Origin of the sequence: Microbacterium mangrovi (assembly GCF_000802305.1) — a bacterium.
GTDB lineage: Bacteria > Actinomycetota > Actinomycetes > Actinomycetales > Microbacteriaceae > Microbacterium > Microbacterium mangrovi.
Genome location: NZ_JTDK01000027.1, coordinates 26401 through 42304, shown reverse-complemented (window position 1 = coordinate 42304; position 15904 = coordinate 26401). Strand labels below are relative to the sequence as shown.

At 70.7% G+C, this 15904-nt stretch carries 17 protein-coding genes; 9 read left to right on the top strand and 8 right to left on the bottom strand.

Features of this window, described 5'->3' with window-relative positions; genetic code table 11:
- The first annotated feature begins 1 nt into the window (after position 1).
- Positions 2-1423, top strand: a complete 1422-nt coding sequence (locus LK09_RS19930) for a DUF6716 putative glycosyltransferase (protein WP_156138931.1) — start codon at positions 2-4, stop codon at positions 1421-1423.
- Between the two features lie 8 nt (positions 1424-1431).
- Here LK09_RS19930 and LK09_RS19925 read toward each other — a convergent pair whose 3' ends face one another.
- The 3 genes from LK09_RS19925 to LK09_RS19915 all read right to left on the bottom strand — a co-directional run bounded on the left by LK09_RS19925 (position 1432) and on the right by LK09_RS19915 (position 3917).
- A complete protein-coding gene (locus LK09_RS19925) occupies positions 1432-1995 on the bottom strand; it encodes a Dps family protein (protein WP_039403576.1) in 564 nt (187 codons plus the stop codon).
- Between the two features lie 29 nt (positions 1996-2024).
- Positions 2025-3071 (bottom strand): SDR family oxidoreductase, encoded by a 1047-nt coding sequence (locus LK09_RS19920; RefSeq protein ID WP_052227052.1) that lies wholly within the window; start codon positions 3069-3071, stop codon positions 2025-2027.
- A gap of 186 nt (positions 3072-3257) precedes the next feature.
- Positions 3258-3917: an FMN-dependent NADH-azoreductase gene (locus LK09_RS19915; protein WP_039403574.1), complete on the bottom strand. Its 660-nt coding sequence runs from the start codon at positions 3915-3917 to the stop codon at positions 3258-3260.
- A 74-nt stretch (positions 3918-3991) separates the two neighbouring features.
- On the opposite strand from LK09_RS19915, the gene LK09_RS19910 reads away from it, so the two are divergent.
- The 5 genes from LK09_RS19910 (at position 3992) to LK09_RS21865 (ending at position 8219) form a co-directional block, all read left to right on the top strand.
- A complete protein-coding gene (locus LK09_RS19910; RefSeq protein WP_039403571.1) occupies positions 3992-4336 on the top strand; it encodes a winged helix-turn-helix transcriptional regulator in 345 nt (114 codons plus the stop codon).
- A 36-nt stretch (positions 4337-4372) separates the two neighbouring features.
- The gene (locus LK09_RS19905; protein ID WP_039403569.1) at positions 4373-5704 is read left to right on the top strand and encodes a GAF domain-containing protein; all 1332 of its coding nucleotides are present in this window, start codon (positions 4373-4375) and stop codon (positions 5702-5704) included.
- Positions 5705-5802: 98 nt separating this feature from the next.
- A complete protein-coding gene (gene exaC, locus LK09_RS19900; protein ID WP_039403566.1) occupies positions 5803-7353 on the top strand; it encodes an acetaldehyde dehydrogenase ExaC in 1551 nt (516 codons plus the stop codon).
- Positions 7354-7438: 85 nt separating this feature from the next.
- Complete coding sequence (locus LK09_RS19895; protein ID WP_039403562.1) at positions 7439-7825, top strand: DUF779 domain-containing protein; 387 nt, start codon at positions 7439-7441, stop codon at positions 7823-7825.
- A gap of 160 nt (positions 7826-7985) precedes the next feature.
- Positions 7986-8219: an SHOCT domain-containing protein gene (locus tag LK09_RS21865; RefSeq protein WP_039403558.1), complete on the top strand. Its 234-nt coding sequence runs from the start codon at positions 7986-7988 to the stop codon at positions 8217-8219.
- Between the two features lie 154 nt (positions 8220-8373).
- Here the strand turns inward: LK09_RS21865 and LK09_RS19885 are convergent, their stop codons facing one another.
- The 4 genes from LK09_RS19885 to LK09_RS19870 are packed head-to-tail and all read right to left on the bottom strand — an operon-like array spanning position 8374 to position 12017.
- Positions 8374-8979: a response regulator transcription factor gene (locus tag LK09_RS19885; RefSeq protein ID WP_039403554.1), complete on the bottom strand. Its 606-nt coding sequence runs from the start codon at positions 8977-8979 to the stop codon at positions 8374-8376.
- Complete coding sequence (locus LK09_RS19880) at positions 8976-10163, bottom strand: histidine kinase (protein WP_231563178.1); 1188 nt, start codon at positions 10161-10163, stop codon at positions 8976-8978. Before LK09_RS19880 ends, LK09_RS19885 begins: the two co-directional genes overlap by 4 nt.
- A gap of 16 nt (positions 10164-10179) precedes the next feature.
- Positions 10180-10977, bottom strand: coding sequence for an ABC transporter permease (locus LK09_RS19875; RefSeq protein WP_039403551.1), 798 nt, complete (start codon positions 10975-10977; stop codon positions 10180-10182).
- Complete coding sequence (locus tag LK09_RS19870; RefSeq protein ID WP_052227050.1) at positions 10974-12017, bottom strand: ABC transporter ATP-binding protein; 1044 nt, start codon at positions 12015-12017, stop codon at positions 10974-10976. Before LK09_RS19870 ends, LK09_RS19875 begins: the two co-directional genes overlap by 4 nt.
- A gap of 372 nt (positions 12018-12389) precedes the next feature.
- Between LK09_RS19870 and LK09_RS19865 the strand changes: the two genes are divergently transcribed.
- Together LK09_RS19865 and LK09_RS19860 are read left to right on the top strand one after the other, a co-directional pair.
- The gene (locus LK09_RS19865) at positions 12390-12752 is read left to right on the top strand and encodes a TNT domain-containing protein (protein WP_039403550.1); all 363 of its coding nucleotides are present in this window, start codon (positions 12390-12392) and stop codon (positions 12750-12752) included.
- Positions 12749-13270 (top strand): Imm61 family immunity protein, encoded by a 522-nt coding sequence (locus LK09_RS19860; protein ID WP_039403548.1) that lies wholly within the window; start codon positions 12749-12751, stop codon positions 13268-13270. The genes LK09_RS19865 and LK09_RS19860 overlap by 4 nt, the downstream gene beginning before the upstream one ends.
- A 143-nt stretch (positions 13271-13413) precedes the next feature.
- Here LK09_RS19860 and LK09_RS19855 read toward each other — a convergent pair whose 3' ends face one another.
- Positions 13414-14448, bottom strand: coding sequence for an NAD(P)-dependent alcohol dehydrogenase (locus LK09_RS19855; protein WP_039403535.1), 1035 nt, complete (start codon positions 14446-14448; stop codon positions 13414-13416).
- A gap of 161 nt (positions 14449-14609) precedes the next feature.
- On the opposite strand from LK09_RS19855, the gene kynU reads away from it, so the two are divergent.
- Positions 14610-15875 (top strand): kynureninase, encoded by a 1266-nt coding sequence (gene kynU, locus LK09_RS19850; protein WP_197061121.1) that lies wholly within the window; start codon positions 14610-14612, stop codon positions 15873-15875.
- Positions 15876-15904 lie beyond the last annotated feature (29 nt).

The following is a 15904-nucleotide window of genomic DNA, read 5'->3' as shown; positions in this document are numbered from 1 at the left end:
CGTGGCGACCGGGACCCAGGATGCCGCGGGCCGGCAGCTGAAGGTCGCGGGCTTCGCCGACGCCGACTCGTTCGTGAAATGGGCGGCAGCCCTGATCGGGTCGGTGCCGGACGTGTCACGGCATCTCGCCATCGTCCAGACCCCGCTCACCGTCAGCGAGGACCAGCAGCGCAAGGCGCTCGCCGGGACCGGCGTCGCGGCCGAGGATGTCAGCCGGATCGAGTTCGGCGAGGTGCGACGCTGGGTCGAGGAGGTGCGCCCCGACGTGGTCGTGCTCTCGGCCCGCGGCCCGCTCGTGCGGCTGCTGCAGCGCGAGATCGATCACGTCCGGCCACGGCCGGTGGTCGTCGTCGGGCTGCCGGGGATCTCCATCCCCGCCCAGCGCGGCGCCGCCACCTATCGCACGAACGCCGACCTCTTCGTCGTGCACTCGCGGCGCGAGAAGCGCGCGTTCGCCGAGCTGTACGACCGGCTCGGCCTGTCGATGGAGCTCGGCCTCGCCACCCTCCCGTTCGCACACCGCGAGCACGCCCGGCCGGTCGACCTGCCGCACGCGGCGCCCGCGCATCCGGAGCAGCCGGCATCCCTCCCCAAGCACGTCGAACCGCCCGGCGGCTGGGCGAAGCCGCACGGGACCGACCTCGTGTTCGCTGCACAGGCCCTCATCCCGCGGGAGCGGGAGGAGCGCGAACAGCTCGCCCGCATCCTGGTGGATGCCGCGCGCGCCGACCCGACCCGCCGCGTCGTCGTGAAGCTGCGCGCCAGCCGCACGGCCGGCGAGGAGGAGACGCACTTCGAACGCGACAGCTACGAGGACCTCATCCAGGACCCGCCGCCCAACCTGGTCTTCTCGCACGCGCCGATGCGCGAGGCGCTCGCGTGCGCCGAGGGACTCGTCACCGTGAGCTCGACCGCGGCCATCGAGGCGATGGCGCTCGGCGTGCCGGTGATCGCCCTGGACACGTTCGGGATCAAGAAGACGAACCTGAACACGGTGTTCGCGGGGTCCGGCGTGCTCGGCACGGCGGAGGACGTCATCGCGCGGCGGTTCAAGCATCCGTCCGCCACCTGGCGGGAGCAGAACTACTTCCACCGCGAGATCGACTCGACGTGGTGGGCCCAGGCGCAGCGGCTGGTCGCCCGCCGTCGCCGGGGGGAGCTCGCCGCGCGGCACGTGCCGGCGCCGCGCGGCGGAGCGCTCCACGAGGCCTGGCAGCGCAAGAGCGTGCTCGGCGACTACGACCGCACCCTCTCGGGCTCGGTCGCGCTCGCCGTCGGGACTCCGCTGACGAAGGTGATCCTCGCCACGCGCAAGGTCCGCGCCGGGCGCGGTCAGCACACGTGGGCCGACGACCACAGCGACATCACGCTCACCCCGGCGCTGTACCAGGACCCTCTCCGGCGTCCCGCCCGCACCGCCTGACGGGCGAGTCAGGGGCGGGCTTTCCGGTTCTCCGCGCTGACCATCCACGACAGCTGCTCGAGGCGCTGCAGGATGCCGTGCAGGATGTCGGCACTCGTCGGATCCTCGTTGTCGACCGCCTCGTGCACCTCGCGGCAGGTGGCGGCGACGTCGTCGAGGCGCTCGGTCATGAGGTCGATGACCTCCGTGGTGCGGATCTCGCCCTGCGGGAACTCCGGGAGCGTCGTCGTCTGCGCGATGACGTCGCTGCGTCCGTCGGGCAGCGCGTGCAGGGAGCGCATGCGCTCGGCGACCGTGTCCGAGAACGTGCGCGCCGCAGCGATGATCTCGTCGAGCTGAAGGTGGGTGTCGCGGAAGTTCGTGCCCACGACGTTCCAGTGTGCCTGCTTGCCCTGCAGCGAGAGCTCGAGGAGATCGACGAGCACCCGTTGCAGGTCGTCGCTGAGCTCCTGGGATGCCGTGAACCCGCGTTCGCCCTCCCGGCGCGGAGTGAGCTGTGCGCCGGTTCCGCCACGCGCCGCCCGGCGGCGGCGGGGCTGGGGGGATCCGTCGTCCTTCTTGTTCTTCGCCATTGTCTCCTCCTGTTCGGTGGGGTCGGGGTTCAGCGCCGCAGGATGCGCTCGCGCAGACTCCGCGGATGCCGGCGCCGGCTCAGCGCACCCGCGACGCCGGCGACCCAGACGACGGCGGCGACGCCCGCGGCCGCGGTGCCCATCGCCAGGGTCCGGCGGTGGCCGATCGCCCAGGTCTGCGGCGTCCAGGCGAGGGATCGTCCGTCGAAGTCGCCGTGCGCGCCGTGATCGCCGGGCACCGGCTCATAGAGGTTCGGCGGCAGCATCGGGGCGGTGATGTCCGGTGCCTGCTGCCCGGCGTAGGCGGTCTTCGACACGTACCAGTCCCAGAACGAACCCCACAGGCGGTTGCCCATGATCGCGATGACGGTGGACTCGCCCACCCAGGTGCGTGGGCGCGGGCGGTCGGCGACATCCGCGACGGCGCGCGCGCCGACCTCGGGTTCGAAGATCGGCGGCAGGGGCTGGGGATGCTGCGGAAGCTCCGACTTCACCCAGTCGAACTGCCGGGTGTTCAGCGCGGGCATGTCGACCTGCGAGATGTGCACGTGGTGTCCCTCGTGCATGAGTTCGGTGCGCACCGACTCGGTGAAACCCTGGATGGCGTGCTTGGCGCCGCAGTACGCGGCCTGCAGCGGGATGCCGCGATGCGCGAGGCCCGACCCCACCTGGATGACGTGGCCGCGATCCCGCGGGATCATGCGGGCCAGCGCCGCCCGGGTGCCGTTGACGAACCCGAAGTAGTCCACCGCGGTCGCTCGTTCGAAGTCGGCGGGATCGGTGTCCATGAACTCGGCGAACACCCCGGACATGGCGTTGTTCACCCAGAGGTCGATGGGGCCGAGCTCGTCCTCCACCCGCGTGGCGGCATTCTCGAGGGCTTCCCGGTCGGTGACGTCGACGGACACCGCCAGCGACCGGCTGCCGGTGTTCTGCACGTCGGCGGCTGCGGCATCCACCCCGTCCTGACCGCGCGCGAGCACCGCGACATCCCACCCGCGGACCGCGAGTTCGCGGACGATCGCCCGCCCGAGTCCTGCCGAGCCGCCGGTCACCACCGCCACGCCACGCGCCATCGTCCGCTCCGTCCCTCGTTCCGGATCCCCACCGTCGCAGGGACCCGTGGGAACACGAAGGGGGTTGCACCGCGGCGGACCGGGAGGCACAATGCCGCGCCGGAACAGAGCGCCCTGAGCCTGTCGAAGGGCAAGACAACCCGGAGGTGGATGCCCTTCGACAGGCTCAGGGCGCAAGGCCGGGGGTCAGGCGGCGGCGAGTTCCTTGACGACCTCGGCGAGGCGGCGGCCGGCGATGTGGGCCTCGGCTTCGGCGGCGGTCTTGAGCTCGGCGGCGACGTCGGCGAACTGGTCCAGGGCCGGGTTCACGCCGACCAGCGTGAACTGCCGCTGCACGACGGTGAGGTCCAGGCCCCACACGTCTTCGAGCACGCGGCGCAGCCAGCCGGTCGAGTGGTCCCAGCCCTCCTTGGGCGTGCCGTCGGAGTAGTTGCCGCCGAGGACGGTGACGAGCACCGCGGGCTTGCCCTGCAGAGCAGTGCCCTGCGGGTTGGTGCGCGCGTCGGTGTAGACGAGGTCGAACCACGTCTTGAAGTGCTGCGAGACGCCGTAGTTGTAGAGGGGCACGGTGAACAGGAGGGCGTCGGCCTCGACCAGCTGGTCGGCGAGGGCGGAGGCCTGCGCCACGGCGGCGCGCTGGGCGTCGGTGCGCTGGTCTTCGGGAGTCATGCCGGCGGTGACGGCGGCGGGCCAGGCGCCGGCGTCGACGGGGTCGACCGACAGGTCGTGGCGCACGATCGTCTCGTCGGGGTGCGCCGCGGTCCACTCGGACTCGACGATGTCGCCGAGCGCGCGGCTGGCGGAGAATGCGGGCAGGATGCTGGCATCCAGGCGGAAGAGGGTCATAGTTGCTCCTGTCTTGAGAGTCACTAAGAAAAAGATAGCGGCTCTGGAGAGCGTAGCACGAGTAGACTGGGGCGATGGACGAGACGGACGACGCGGAGCGCACCTGCGACGGTGCGATCTCGCTGGCATTCTCGATCCTCGGCAAGCGCTGGAACGGGATGATCCTCGAGGTGCTCGGCGCCGGCCCCATCTCCTTCGCGGCGCTGCGCCGTGCCGTCGTCGGCATCAGCGACGCGATGCTGTCCGACCGGCTCACCGAACTGGCCGACGCCGGGCTCATCGTGCGCGAGGTCGAGCCCGGTCCGCCCGTCTCGGTCACCTACTCGTTGACCTCCGCCGGTTGCGAGCTCATGCCGGTGCTGCGCAAGCTCGGCGCCTGGGCGTCCGAGAACCTGACCATCACTCCCGCCCGGACCTAGACTGAGCGCAGCACCGTTCACCCGGATCGGAGCCGCATGTCCTCGCCGTGGATGCCGAGACGCGGAGCATCGCCGGATGCCTCCCGCCTGCTGATCGAGCGCGCCCACGAGGAGTTCGTCAGCGGCAACCGGGGCGACCCGCGCGTGCGCGACGTGCGCGGGATCGTGCGCGACAGCTGGCGCCGCTCGGTCGACAACCTCGTCGGCGTGGAGGCGCTGCCGCCGCTCGCCCTCGATCCGGACGAGCTCGAGCGGCTGCGCCGCGAGCATCCGCTGGCCGGCGTGATCGACATGATCCGCGGCCTCATCATTCCGGGGGAGTCCGACGAGTCCGGCGTCGTCGTCGCTGTGGGGGATGCCGCCGGGCGGCTGCTCTGGGTGGAGGGCGACCGCCATGTGCGGGCCCTCACCGGCGATATGGGATTCGTGCCGGGGGCGTCCTGGGCGGAGGATGCCGTCGGCACGGCGGCACCGGGAACCGCACTGCGCCTGGACCGATCCGTGCAGATCCGCGGCGCCGAGCACTTCAACCGACTGGTGCAGCCGTGGTCGTGCACGGCGGCGCCGGTCCACGATCCGGAGACCCGCCGCATCCTCGGCGTCATCGACGTGACCGGCGGAGACCCCGTGGTCACCCCGCAGGCGCAACTGCTGGTGGATGCCACCGCCCGCGCCGTCGAGGGGGAGCTGCTGCTCGCCCGCATCCGGGCGCGCGCCGAACAGCCCGCCCGCCGCGCCCCGCGCCGGTCCGCGTCCGCACCCGAATCGGCTCGGGCGTCGCTGCGGGTGCTGGGCCGCGACCGGGCCCTGCTGGAGGTCACCGGCGAGGGGACGGAGACCGTCGCCGAGCTCGGCGCCCGGCACACCGAACTGCTGCTCGTGCTCGCCACGCACCCCGAAGGCCTCTCCGCCGAGCGGCTGAGCGAACTCGTGTACGGGGAGCCGGCGACGGTCACCCTGCGCGCCGAGATGGTGCGCCTTCGCAAGGTGCTCGATCGGCACGCGCCGCACCTCGCGCCCGCGTCCCGCCCGTACCGGCTGGGCGCCCCGCTCGTCTCCGACGCGCACGAGGTGCTCGGCCTGCTCGACCGGGGCGCCCACCGCGTGGCACTGGCCGCCTACCGGGGCGACGTGCTGCCGGCATCCGCCGCGCCCGGCGTGGAGGAGTTCCGCGATCTGGTGCGCACCGCGCTGCGCGAGGCGCTGATGGCCGAGGCGTCCCTCGACGTGCTGCTCGCCTACGCCGACACCGAGGCGGGAGCGGACGACGAGGAGCTGCTGCGCCTGTGCCTGAGCATGCTGCCGGCGCGCTCGCCGAAGCGCGCCGCGCTCGTCGCGCGCATCGAACGCCTCGCCGCCGACGCCTGATCCCGGCATCCGGCCGCCGTTGCAACTCGATGCAACGTGGCCCGGCCTAGCGTCAGGGAAAACGCGGCGCCCAGAGCCGCACCGTCGAAGGAGACACCATGACCATCGTCGAAGAAGACGTCAGCACCACCACGTACGCCGCCCCCGGCCAGCCCGGCGCGAAGGCCCACTACCGCCCGCGCTACGGCCACTACATCGGCGGCGAGTTCGTGGCCCCCGTCAAGGGCGAGTACTTCGAGAACGTCACCCCCGTCACCGGCAAGCCGTTCACCGAGGTCGGCCGCGGCACGTCGGAGGACATCGACCGGGCCGTGGACGTCGCGTGGCGCGCCTTCCAGACCTGGGGCAAGACGACGCCCGCTGAGCGGTCTGTCATCCTGAACCGCATCGCCGACCGCATCGAGGAGAACCTCGAGGCGATCGCCGTCGCCGAGACGTGGGAGAACGGCAAGCCGGTGCGCGAGACGCTGGCCGCCGACATCCCGCTCGCGGTCGACCACTTCCGGTACTTCGCCGGCGTGCTGCGCGCCCAGGAGGGCGGCATCAGCCAGCTCGACGACAACACCGTCGCGTACCACTTCCACGAGCCGCTGGGCGTCGTCGGCCAGATCATCCCGTGGAACTTCCCGATCCTGATGGCGACCTGGAAGCTGGCCCCCGCGCTGGCCGCCGGCAACTGCGTCGTGATCAAGCCGGCCGAGCAGACGCCGGCATCCCTGCTGTTCCTGTTCGACATCATCGGCGACCTCATCCCGCCGGGGGTCGTGAACATCGTGAACGGCTTCGGCATCGAGGCCGGTGCTCCGCTGGCATCCCACAAGCGCATCCGCAAGATCGCGTTCACCGGTGAGACCACCACCGGGCGCCTGATCATGCAGTACGCGTCGCAGAATCTCATTCCGGTGACGCTGGAGCTCGGAGGCAAGAGCCCGAACGTGTTCTTCGAGGACGTCGCGAGCTCGCGGGATGCCTATTACGAGAAGGCGCAGGAGGGCTTCACGATGTTCGCGCTGAACCAGGGCGAGGTCTGCACCTGCCCGTCGCGCGCCCTCATCCAGCGCTCGATCTACGACGGGTTCCTCGCCGACGGGCTCGAACGGGTCGGCCGGATCGTGCAGGGAAACCCGCTCGATCTCACCACGATGGTCGGCGCCCAGGCATCCAACGATCAGCTCGAGAAGATCCTGTCGTACATCCAGATCGGCAAGGACGGGGGCGCGAAGGTGCTCGCCGGCGGCGAGCGCGCCGACCTCGGCGGGGAGCTCAGCGACGGGTACTACGTCACCCCGACCGTGTTCGAGGGCACCAACGACATGCGCATCTTCCAGGAGGAGATCTTCGGCCCGGTCGTCTCGGTCACCTCGTTCGACGACTTCGACGACGCGATCTCGATCGCCAACGACACCCTGTACGGACTGGGTGCAGGCGTATGGAGCCGCAACATCGACACCGCCTACCGTGCCGGACGCGCGATCGAGGCCGGTCGCGTCTGGACGAACACGTACCACCAGTACCCGGCGCACGCCGCGTTCGGCGGGTACAAGCAGTCCGGCATCGGTCGCGAGAACCACCTGCGGATGCTCGACCACTACCAGCAGACCAAGAACCTGCTGGTGTCGTACGCCGAAGGTCCGATGGGCTTCTTCTGATCGGGGCCCTCCGGAGACGGGGGAGGGCGGCGGGCATCGTCCCCAGCGATGGCCGCCGCCCGGGTCGGGCGACGAAGGAGGAGAGATGACGGACGCGTACGAGCGGGTCGCGGTGACGGATGCCGCCGCCGAACTGCTGCGCCGGCTCACGGACCAGCACGGTCCGCTGATGTTCCACCAGTCCGGAGGATGCTGCGACGGCAGCGCACCCATGTGCTATCCGGTCGGGATGTTCGTCACCGGCCCCGGCGACGTGCGGCTCGGCGCCCTCGACGTCACCGGCCTCGATCCGATCGAGGTGTACATGTCGCAGTCGCAGTTCGAGTACTGGAAGTACACGCACCTCACCATCGACGTCGTGCCCGGTCGCGGCGCGGGGTTCTCGGTGGAGGCCCCCACGGGACTGCGGTTCCTCATCCGATCCCGGATGCTGGACCCCGCCGAGCTGGCGGCCTTCGGCCTCGCCGACTGAGGGTCACGTGAGCGCGATCGGCCGGACCGGATGCAGGATGAGCTCGGTGCGCGCGGGGAGGGGACCGCGTATTCATGCGGATCGCGTCACGCCGGATGCCGATCGATCCTGCATTCGGTACGGTCCGGCGCGGTCGCCCGGGTCGTCGTAGGCTCAGGGCATGCACATGATGGGTTTCGGGTTCGGCGGCTTCATCCTGCTTCTGCTCTGGCTGATCGGGGCGGCGATCCTGTTCGGCATCGTCTACGCGGCCGTGCGGCTCGGCGTGCTGCACGCGCTGAAGGCGCACACGGTCTGGCTGCAGGGCGGACAGACCACCGGCACCCGTCCCGCACCCCCGGCACCTCCGGCGCCGCCGGCGCCTCCGGCCCCGCCCGCACCCCCGGAGGCCTGAGCCCCACGACACCTCCCGCTCAACGAACGAGTCGACTTTCCACCGGTCGTTGAGCGAAGGAGCGCAGCGACTGAGACGAAACGCAACGAGCCCGGGCACCGCGCGTTTCGTCTCGCTTCGCTCGCTCAACGAGCGAGTGGGCGGACACGGACCGCTACAGCCAGCCGTTCTCGTCGGCGATGCGGGCGGCATCGGCCCGGTTGCGGCCGCCGGTCTTGCCGATCGCGCTCGACAGGTGGTTGCGCACAGTGCCCTCCGACAGATGCAGCATCCCCGCGATGTCGGCGACCGAGCCGCCGGTCTGGGCGGCTGCGAGCACGTCGGTCTCGCGCTCGGTGAGGGGCGAGTCGCCCTGCGCGAGCGACTCGGCCGCCAGCACCGGGTCGACGACCCGCAGGCCCTGCGCCACGCGTCGCACCGCGTCGGCGAGCTGCGCGGCCGGGGTGTCTTTGACGACGAAACCGGATGCCCCGGCCCGCATCGCCCGCTTGAGGTAGCCCGGCCGGCCGAACGTCGTCACGATCAGCACCCGGCATCCCGGCACGGCCTGACGCACCTCGGCGCACGCGTCGATGCCGTCGAGGCCCGGCATCTCGATGTCGAGGAGCGCGACGTCGGCCGCCGAGGATGCCACCGCACCGGCGACCTCGTCGCCACGACCGACCTGGGCCACCACGTCGATGTCGGGCTCGAGGTCGAGCAGGGCCGCGAGCGCGCCGCGCACCAGGGCCTGGTCGTCGGCGATCAGCAGGCGGATCACAGGCGCACCTCCAGCCGGAATCCGCCGAGGTCGCCGCGGCCGATCGACATGGTTCCGCCGGCGGCATCCACCCGCTCGCGCAGGCCGGTGAGCCCCGACCCGCCCGACCCGGTGGTCGGCCCGATCCCGTCGTCATCGATGATGACGGACGCCGCATCCAGCCGCACCCGGCACCGGGTGGCGCGCGCGTGCCGGATCACGTTCGTGACGCCCTCGCGCAGCACCCAGCCGGCGAGTTCCCGGTGCTCCGGGCCGACCGCGTCGGCGTTGACCGGTGCCTCGAGGGCGATGTCCGCGGCATCCAGCGCGACCCGGACCGCCGCCAGCTCGCCGCCCACCGACATCCCGCGGAACCCGGCCACCGTGGCGCGCACGTCGGCGAGGGCGCCGCGGGCCAGGCTCGCGACGTCGGCCATCTCGCCCTTCGCACGCTCCGGATCGATGTCGACGAGGCGCTCGCCGAGCTCGGACTTGGCGGCGATCACGGTGAGGGAGTGGCCGAGGATGTCGTGCAGGTCGCGGGCCACGCGCCCGCGCTCGCGCTCCGCGGCCAGGGCCTCCACGTGCCGCTGCGTCGCCCGCAGGCGCGCCATGGTCGCCTGCGTCTGCGCGAACGCGGCCATCATCAGCGAGATCGAGAGGATGATCGCCGGCACCCACAGCGCGTTCTCGAACCCTCCCTGGGCGACCGCCTCGCACACGAGGGCCAGCACGGTGATCCCCGCGATGCCGATCCACGTGGGCCGCCACGGCAGCGCCGCCATGCCCCAGGCGACGCCGACATAGGTCCAGATGCCCGGAAGCTGCCAGCCCAGCCAGGGCATCAGCAGCAGCGACAGGACGAACAGGGCCCCGACCACGAGCATGCGGCCGGATGCCGGCAGCACCCACTCGAGCGGTCCGCTCAGCAGAAAGGCGATCCCGTAGACGACGAGCAGGGCGATGCCGATCGCGGCCGCCCACCACGAGCCCGACGCGCTCAGGACGGCTTGTCCGGGGCTGATCAGCCAGATCAGCGAGATGCCGCCGCCGACATACCAGCTGCGGGCCCCGCGGGACACCAGCGAGCGGCGCACCGTCTGCCAGGTCGTGGGGCCGGGGAGGTCGGCCGGACGCCGGATGGGCCAGCCGGGGTCGACGGAGCCGTTCGGCATCCCGTCGCCCCGGCCGGCCCCTTCGGTCATGCTCTTCACCCTAGGGTCAGACCCGCTTGGTGTCGCGCCGGAAGAAGAACACCGTGCCCGCCACGAAGATCGCGAACCAGACGAGGGCGTTCACCAGTGCCCAGATGTCGAACGGGTCGCCGGTGAGGGGCGCGCGGGCCATCTGGCTGATGCCGTACACCGGCGTGAACTTCGCGATGGTCTGCAGGAACTCCGGCATCTGGCTGAGCGGGTAGAAGAGTCCGCCGAGGAACGACAGGATGACGATCACGAAGCTGGTGATCTGGGCGGCGTTCTCGCCGGGCACCATGTAGCCGATCATGAGGCCGAGGGTGGTGAACACCGCGCCGGCGAGCAGCCAGGCGGTGAGTCCCGTCGCGATCCACTGCACCGGGGTCAGCTGCACTCCGCTGATCGCGGCGGCGACGTACGTCGCGATGACGGCGATGAGGCCCAGCAGCATCCCGGCGATCATCTTGATGATGACGTTCACGAGCGGGTTCAGCGGGGTGAGGCGCAGCTGCCGGCTCCAGCCCTGCGTGCGTTCGATCGCGACGGCCGCGCCGGTCTGCGTGGCCGACATCATCGCCCCGTACATCGCCATCGACACCATGATGTAGGCGGCGACGGAGGGTCCGCCCTGCGAGATCGGCACCGCGGTGAGCTGCGTGTGCACGAACCGGGCCCCGACGATGACGTACATCATGATCGGGAATGCGACGATGAACAGCATCCCGCGGCGATTGCGGAGCTTGCGCATCAGCTCGATGCGCAGATAGGTGAGGTTGAAGCCGCCGAACGCGGGAACGCGGCGCTCCAGGTTGATGGAGGTCACGACAGGGCTCCTTCATAAGAGGTGGACCCTGAGCTTGTCGAAGGGTCTTCCGAGCCGGGGTTCTGCCCTTCGACGGGCTCAGGGCGCGTGTGATCCGACTCGGTGTCGGCGGTGAGGGCGAGGAACACGCTCTCGAGGTTCTGAGCCGTGATCTCCACGTCGCGGGCGGGTGTCTGCGTGAGCAGGTAGCGGGCCGCGGCATCCGAGTCCTTGGTGCGGATCGCGACGCGGTCGCCCTTCACCTCGACATTGTCGACGCCGGGGAGGGATGCCAGCACGCTGAGGTCCGCCGCGGCAAGGGTCGCATGGACGGTGCGGCCCGACACCAGGTTCTTGATCTCGGACGCGGTTCCGTCGGCGACGATGCGGCCGCGGGCCATCAGCACGATGCGGTCCGCGTATTCGTCGGCCTCGTCGAGGTAGTGGGTGGCGAACAGCACGGTGCGGCCGCGGTCGGCGTCGGCGCGGATGCTGCTCCAGAACGAGCGGCGTCCTTCGACGTCCATGCCGGTGGTCGGCTCGTCGAGGATGAGCAGCCCCGGGTCGCTGAGCAGCGCCATCGCGAACCGCAGGCGCTGCTGCTGGCCGCCGGAGCACACGCCCACCTTGCGGCCGGCGATCTCGGTGATGCCCGCGCGCTTCATGACCTCGTCGACCGGTCGCGTGTCGGCGAACAGGCTCGCGGTCAGCTGGAGGGTCTCGCGGACGGTGATGTCCTTGAGCAGGCCGCCGGTCTGCAGCACCGCCGAGACGAGTCCGTGCGCGATGGCGGCGCGCGGCGACTCGCCGAACACCTTCACCGAGCCGGTGTCGGGATGCGACAAGCCCAGCAGCATGTCGATGGTCGTGGTCTTGCCGGCTCCGTTCGGGCCGAGGAACGCGACGATCTCACCCTGCTCGATCTCGAGCGAGACGCCGTCGACGGCCCGGACTTTGCCGAAGCTCTTCGTGATGCCGGATGCGGCGACCGCTGGGCCCACGCGCCCGGAGGCTCCGGGCGACGTGCCGGCGGCGGCTGGAGTGGGTGTGGGGATTGTCATGGTTCAAGAGTGCCGCGGTCCGGATGCCCCGCCCGCACACCCCCGTCACGTCGTTCCCGTGACGTTTGTCACGGGTGCGCAAGCGCCCTGAGCCCGTCGAAGGGCAATCGCGTCGGGGCGGCATCCTCGTCGGGCGTCGCCGAGACCGAGTCGCGCCGCCGAAACAAGTGCGCCGTGACCTTGTTTCGGCGGGAGCACCATGTCTCACGGAGACCACCGGGCCGTGCCGAGCGCAACGGGACCGGGGCTGCCCGGGTAGGTTGGGGGGTGGGCCCGTGATGCGACCGTTGGAGGACGGTGTTGTGTCGAGTGGTCCGTTGACGTCCGGTCCGGTGGAGACCGCCACGGTGTTCAGTGGCGCGGGTTTGCTGGATGACGGCGCGCAGCTGGTGGACGCGATCCGTTCGGGTCGCGTACTCAAACATCAGGGCCTTCGTGCGCGACTACGGGAAGCAGCTCGATCGGGTCGGGCCGGACAGCGGACAGTATCTGGCGCTCAGGTTCAACGGCGTGACGTCCAGTTTCGAAGAACGCGCACTGCCCATTTCGTCGCTCGCGCGGCAACTCTACAGATACGAACTCACAGGGCACCTTCCAGAGGGCTGGACCATCGAGATCAGCGAAGTCGCTCGCGCGTTCGGCCATGGCGGCGGCGGTGCCCAAGTGCTCGTCCGTGACATGGACCATGTCGAGAGGTCCGTTCATGAGCTTGTTCATGCGAAAGTGCTGAAATGAACACGATCGAACTGAACCCCGACTTTTCGGCCTGGGCGGCGGGCGCGGGATACGCGATCTTCCATGCTCCCGGGAGTGTCACCATCGCAAACGACGGCGGAGAAATCCGGTTCACGATCACTGCAGCGGATCGCACGATTGCGCTGGAGCGCGCGGAGCGCGCAGAGGAGCCCCGGCTGTTGATGACCTCACCGGAGATGAATGCAATCGAGCGCATGCTGATCGACTATGTCGGAGACGACCTCCGGTCGACGCGCAATCTTGGGCATGTCTTCTTCCCTTTCGATTGGCGCGAATGCGCCCCCGGGTATGCGGTCATCGACTTCGGCGACCGATGGACGGGACTGAGTCGTCTCGGCCGCCCGATGGATCTCCGGATCCGCGACCGCGACTATCTCCACCCGGCGGTCATGTACTCGTACATCGCGGATGCGGACCCGGTAGCGCTCATGCAGTCCTATTCAGATCCGGTCGGTGCGCCCCTCCTCCGCAACTTCGTCAGCCCCCCACGACGCTGACGAACGTGGGGCAGTCGCGTGGGCGACGGCTTGAGACTGGGTCGCACCAACGAAAGGAGGAGGTCACGACCCGGCCGACCGGCTAGCGACGGGCGTGGAGCGTTTCGTCTCGCTTCGCTCGCTCAACAAGCGGGAGCCCTCAGCTACGGAACCACGACGGCGCGGCCGCGCACCTGGCCGTGGTGCAGGCGGCCATAGGCCTCCACCGCGGTGTCGAAGCCGTACTGCTGCACGTGCACCGACACGGCGCCGGTGCGGGCGAGGTCGAGCACCTCGGCGAGCTCCGAGCGCGACCCCCAGTACGGGTTGCGCACCGCCGCGCCGAAGGGGGTCGAGAAGAACCCCGCGGGCAGGATGCCTCCGCCGATGCCGACGATGTGGATGAACCCGTCGATCGCGACCGACTCCCGTGCGGTGTCGATCGTGGGCTGGACGCCGACGAAGTCGAACACGGCATCCGCCCCGAGTCCGCCGGTGAGTTCGCGCACCTGGGCGGCGGCATCCGGGCCCGACAGCACCGTGTGGTGGGCTCCGACCTCGCGGGCGAGGGCGAGCTTGTCCTCGCTGACGTCGACCGCGATCACGGTCGCCTCGCTGATCGCCCGGATGATCTGCACCCCGACGTGCCCGAGGCCGCCGACGCCGAGCACCAGCGCGAACGCCCCCGGATACAGCTTGTGCTGGGCGGCCTTGATCGCGTGGTACGGCGTGAGTCCGGCATCCGTCAGCGAGACCGTCTGCACCGGATCGAGGTCGCCGAGGGGCAGCAGATGCCGCGCGCTGTCGACGATGACGTACTCCGCCATGCCGCCGGGCGCGCCGAGTCCGGGAGGCGCGATGCCGAGGGATGCCGCCCGGGCGCAGTAGTTCTCCTTGCCCTCGGCGCAGGCGTGGCAGACGCCGCATCCCCACGGGCCGTACACCGCGTACGACGCGCCGACCTCGATGCCGACGACCCCGTCGCCGAGCTTGTCCGCGACGCCGGCGATCTCGTGCCCGAGGGTGAGCGGCAGACCGTACGCGTACTGGTCGGCCGGCAGATCCATGAGAAACCAGTCCGAGTGGCACAGGCCCGCCGCGGTCACCTTCAGCCGGATCTGCCCGGGCCCCGGTTCGGGAGTGTCGACCTCGACGACCTCGGGTCCTTTGCCGATCTCGCGATACTGCACAGCCTTCATGGCATCCCCTTCCACGGTGTCCCTCCAGCGTGTCACGGAAGCCTCGGCGGCGGGGGCGGGTCATCGAGACAGGTCCGCGGCGACGAGACCGGGTCGTCGCGGGCCCGTGTCGGCGGCGAGACCCTGTCTCGCGGATCGGGTTCTCGGGATACCGTGGGCACATGCTGAGCTCCCGCGAGGCCTGCGTCGCCGCCGACCAGACCGACCCGCTGCGTCCGTTCCGCGACCTGTTCGACCTCCCGCCGGGCGTCATCTACCTCGACGGCAACTCGCTGGGCGCGCTGCCGAAGGCGGCCGTGGAGCGGGCGGCATCCGTCGTCACCGTCGAGTGGGGCCGCGACCTGATCGGCAGCTGGAACACCCACGACTGGTTCGCGCTGCCCACCCGCATCGGCGACAAGATCGCGCAGCTCATCGGCGGCACGCCGGGATCGTGCGTCGCGACCGACACCACGTCGATCAACGTGTTCAAGGCGCTCGCGGCGGCCCTCGGCATCCAGCGGGAGGACGCCCCCGCGCGCCGCGTCATCGTGTCCGAGCAGGAGAACTTCCCGAGCGACCTCTACATCATCGAGGGGATCATCGGGATGCTCGGACACCCCGACGGGCGCCCGTACGAGCTGCGGCTCATCGACGACGAGCATCCGCTCGCGGACGCCCTCGACGACGACGTCGCCGTGGTGCTGCTCACCGGGGTCAACTACCGCACGGGCGCCTGGTGGGACATGGATGCCACCACCGCCGAGATCCACGCCGCCGGCGCGCTCGCCGTGTGGGACCTGTGCCACTCGATCGGCGCGGTGCCCGTGGACGTGACCGCCGCGGATGCCGACTTCGCCGTCGGCTGCACCTACAAGTACCTCAACGGCGGGCCCGGATCCCCGGCGTTCGTGTGGGTGTCGCCGAAGCACGCGGCGCGCGCGAAGCAGCCGCTGTCGGGCTGGTGGGGACACGCCCGCCCGTTCGAGATGGCGGTCGGCTACGACCCGGCGCCGGGGGCGGCCAGCTTCCTCGTCGGTACGCAGCCCATCGTGTCGCTGGCGACCATGGAGGTCGGCATCGACATCGCCCTGAGCGCGGACGGGCAGCAGCTCCGGTCCAAGTCGCTGGCGCTCACCGACCTGTTCATCGAGCTCGTCGAGACGCGGCTGGCCGGGCATCCGCTGACGCTCATCACCCCGCGCGCTCACGCCGACCGGGGCAGTCACGTGAGCTTCCTGCATCCGGAGGGCTACGCGGTCATGCAGGCCCTGATCGCCCGCGGCGTGATCGGCGACTACCGCGAGCCGCACGTGCTGCGCTTCGGCATCACGCCCCTGTACCTCGGCTTCGCGGACGTGTGGGATGCCGTCGAGTCCCTGCGCACGGTGCTCGACGAGGAGCTGTGGCGCGCCCCCGAGTTCCAGGTGCGCGGCGCCGTGACCTGAGGGCTGTCGCACCGACCGATGACATAGGG

Coding starts and splice junctions, on each gene's coding strand:
- LK09_RS19925 (WP_039403576.1), bottom strand. CDS start 1,995: ATGGCGAAGAACAAGAAGGACGACGGATCCCCCCAGCCCCGCCGCCGC.
- LK09_RS19920 (WP_052227052.1), bottom strand. CDS start 3,071: ATGGCGCGTGGCGTGGCGGTGGTGACCGGCGGCTCGGCAGGACTCGGG.
- LK09_RS19915 (WP_039403574.1), bottom strand. CDS start 3,917: ATGACCCTCTTCCGCCTGGATGCCAGCATCCTGCCCGCATTCTCCGCC.
- LK09_RS19910 (WP_039403571.1), top strand. CDS start 3,992: ATGGACGAGACGGACGACGCGGAGCGCACCTGCGACGGTGCGATCTCG.
- LK09_RS19905 (WP_039403569.1), top strand. CDS start 4,373: ATGTCCTCGCCGTGGATGCCGAGACGCGGAGCATCGCCGGATGCCTCC.
- exaC (WP_039403566.1), top strand. CDS start 5,803: ATGACCATCGTCGAAGAAGACGTCAGCACCACCACGTACGCCGCCCCC.
- LK09_RS19895 (WP_039403562.1), top strand. CDS start 7,439: ATGACGGACGCGTACGAGCGGGTCGCGGTGACGGATGCCGCCGCCGAA.
- LK09_RS21865 (WP_039403558.1), top strand. CDS start 7,986: ATGCACATGATGGGTTTCGGGTTCGGCGGCTTCATCCTGCTTCTGCTC.
- LK09_RS19880 (WP_231563178.1), bottom strand. CDS start 10,163: ATGACCGAAGGGGCCGGCCGGGGCGACGGGATGCCGAACGGCTCCGTC.
- LK09_RS19870 (WP_052227050.1), bottom strand. CDS start 12,017: ATGACAATCCCCACACCCACTCCAGCCGCCGCCGGCACGTCGCCCGGA.
- LK09_RS19865 (WP_039403550.1), top strand. CDS start 12,390: ATGACGGCGCGCAGCTGGTGGACGCGATCCGTTCGGGTCGCGTACTCA.
- LK09_RS19860 (WP_039403548.1), top strand. CDS start 12,749: ATGAACACGATCGAACTGAACCCCGACTTTTCGGCCTGGGCGGCGGGC.
- LK09_RS19855 (WP_039403535.1), bottom strand. CDS start 14,448: ATGAAGGCTGTGCAGTATCGCGAGATCGGCAAAGGACCCGAGGTCGTC.
- kynU (WP_197061121.1), top strand. CDS start 14,610: ATGCTGAGCTCCCGCGAGGCCTGCGTCGCCGCCGACCAGACCGACCCG.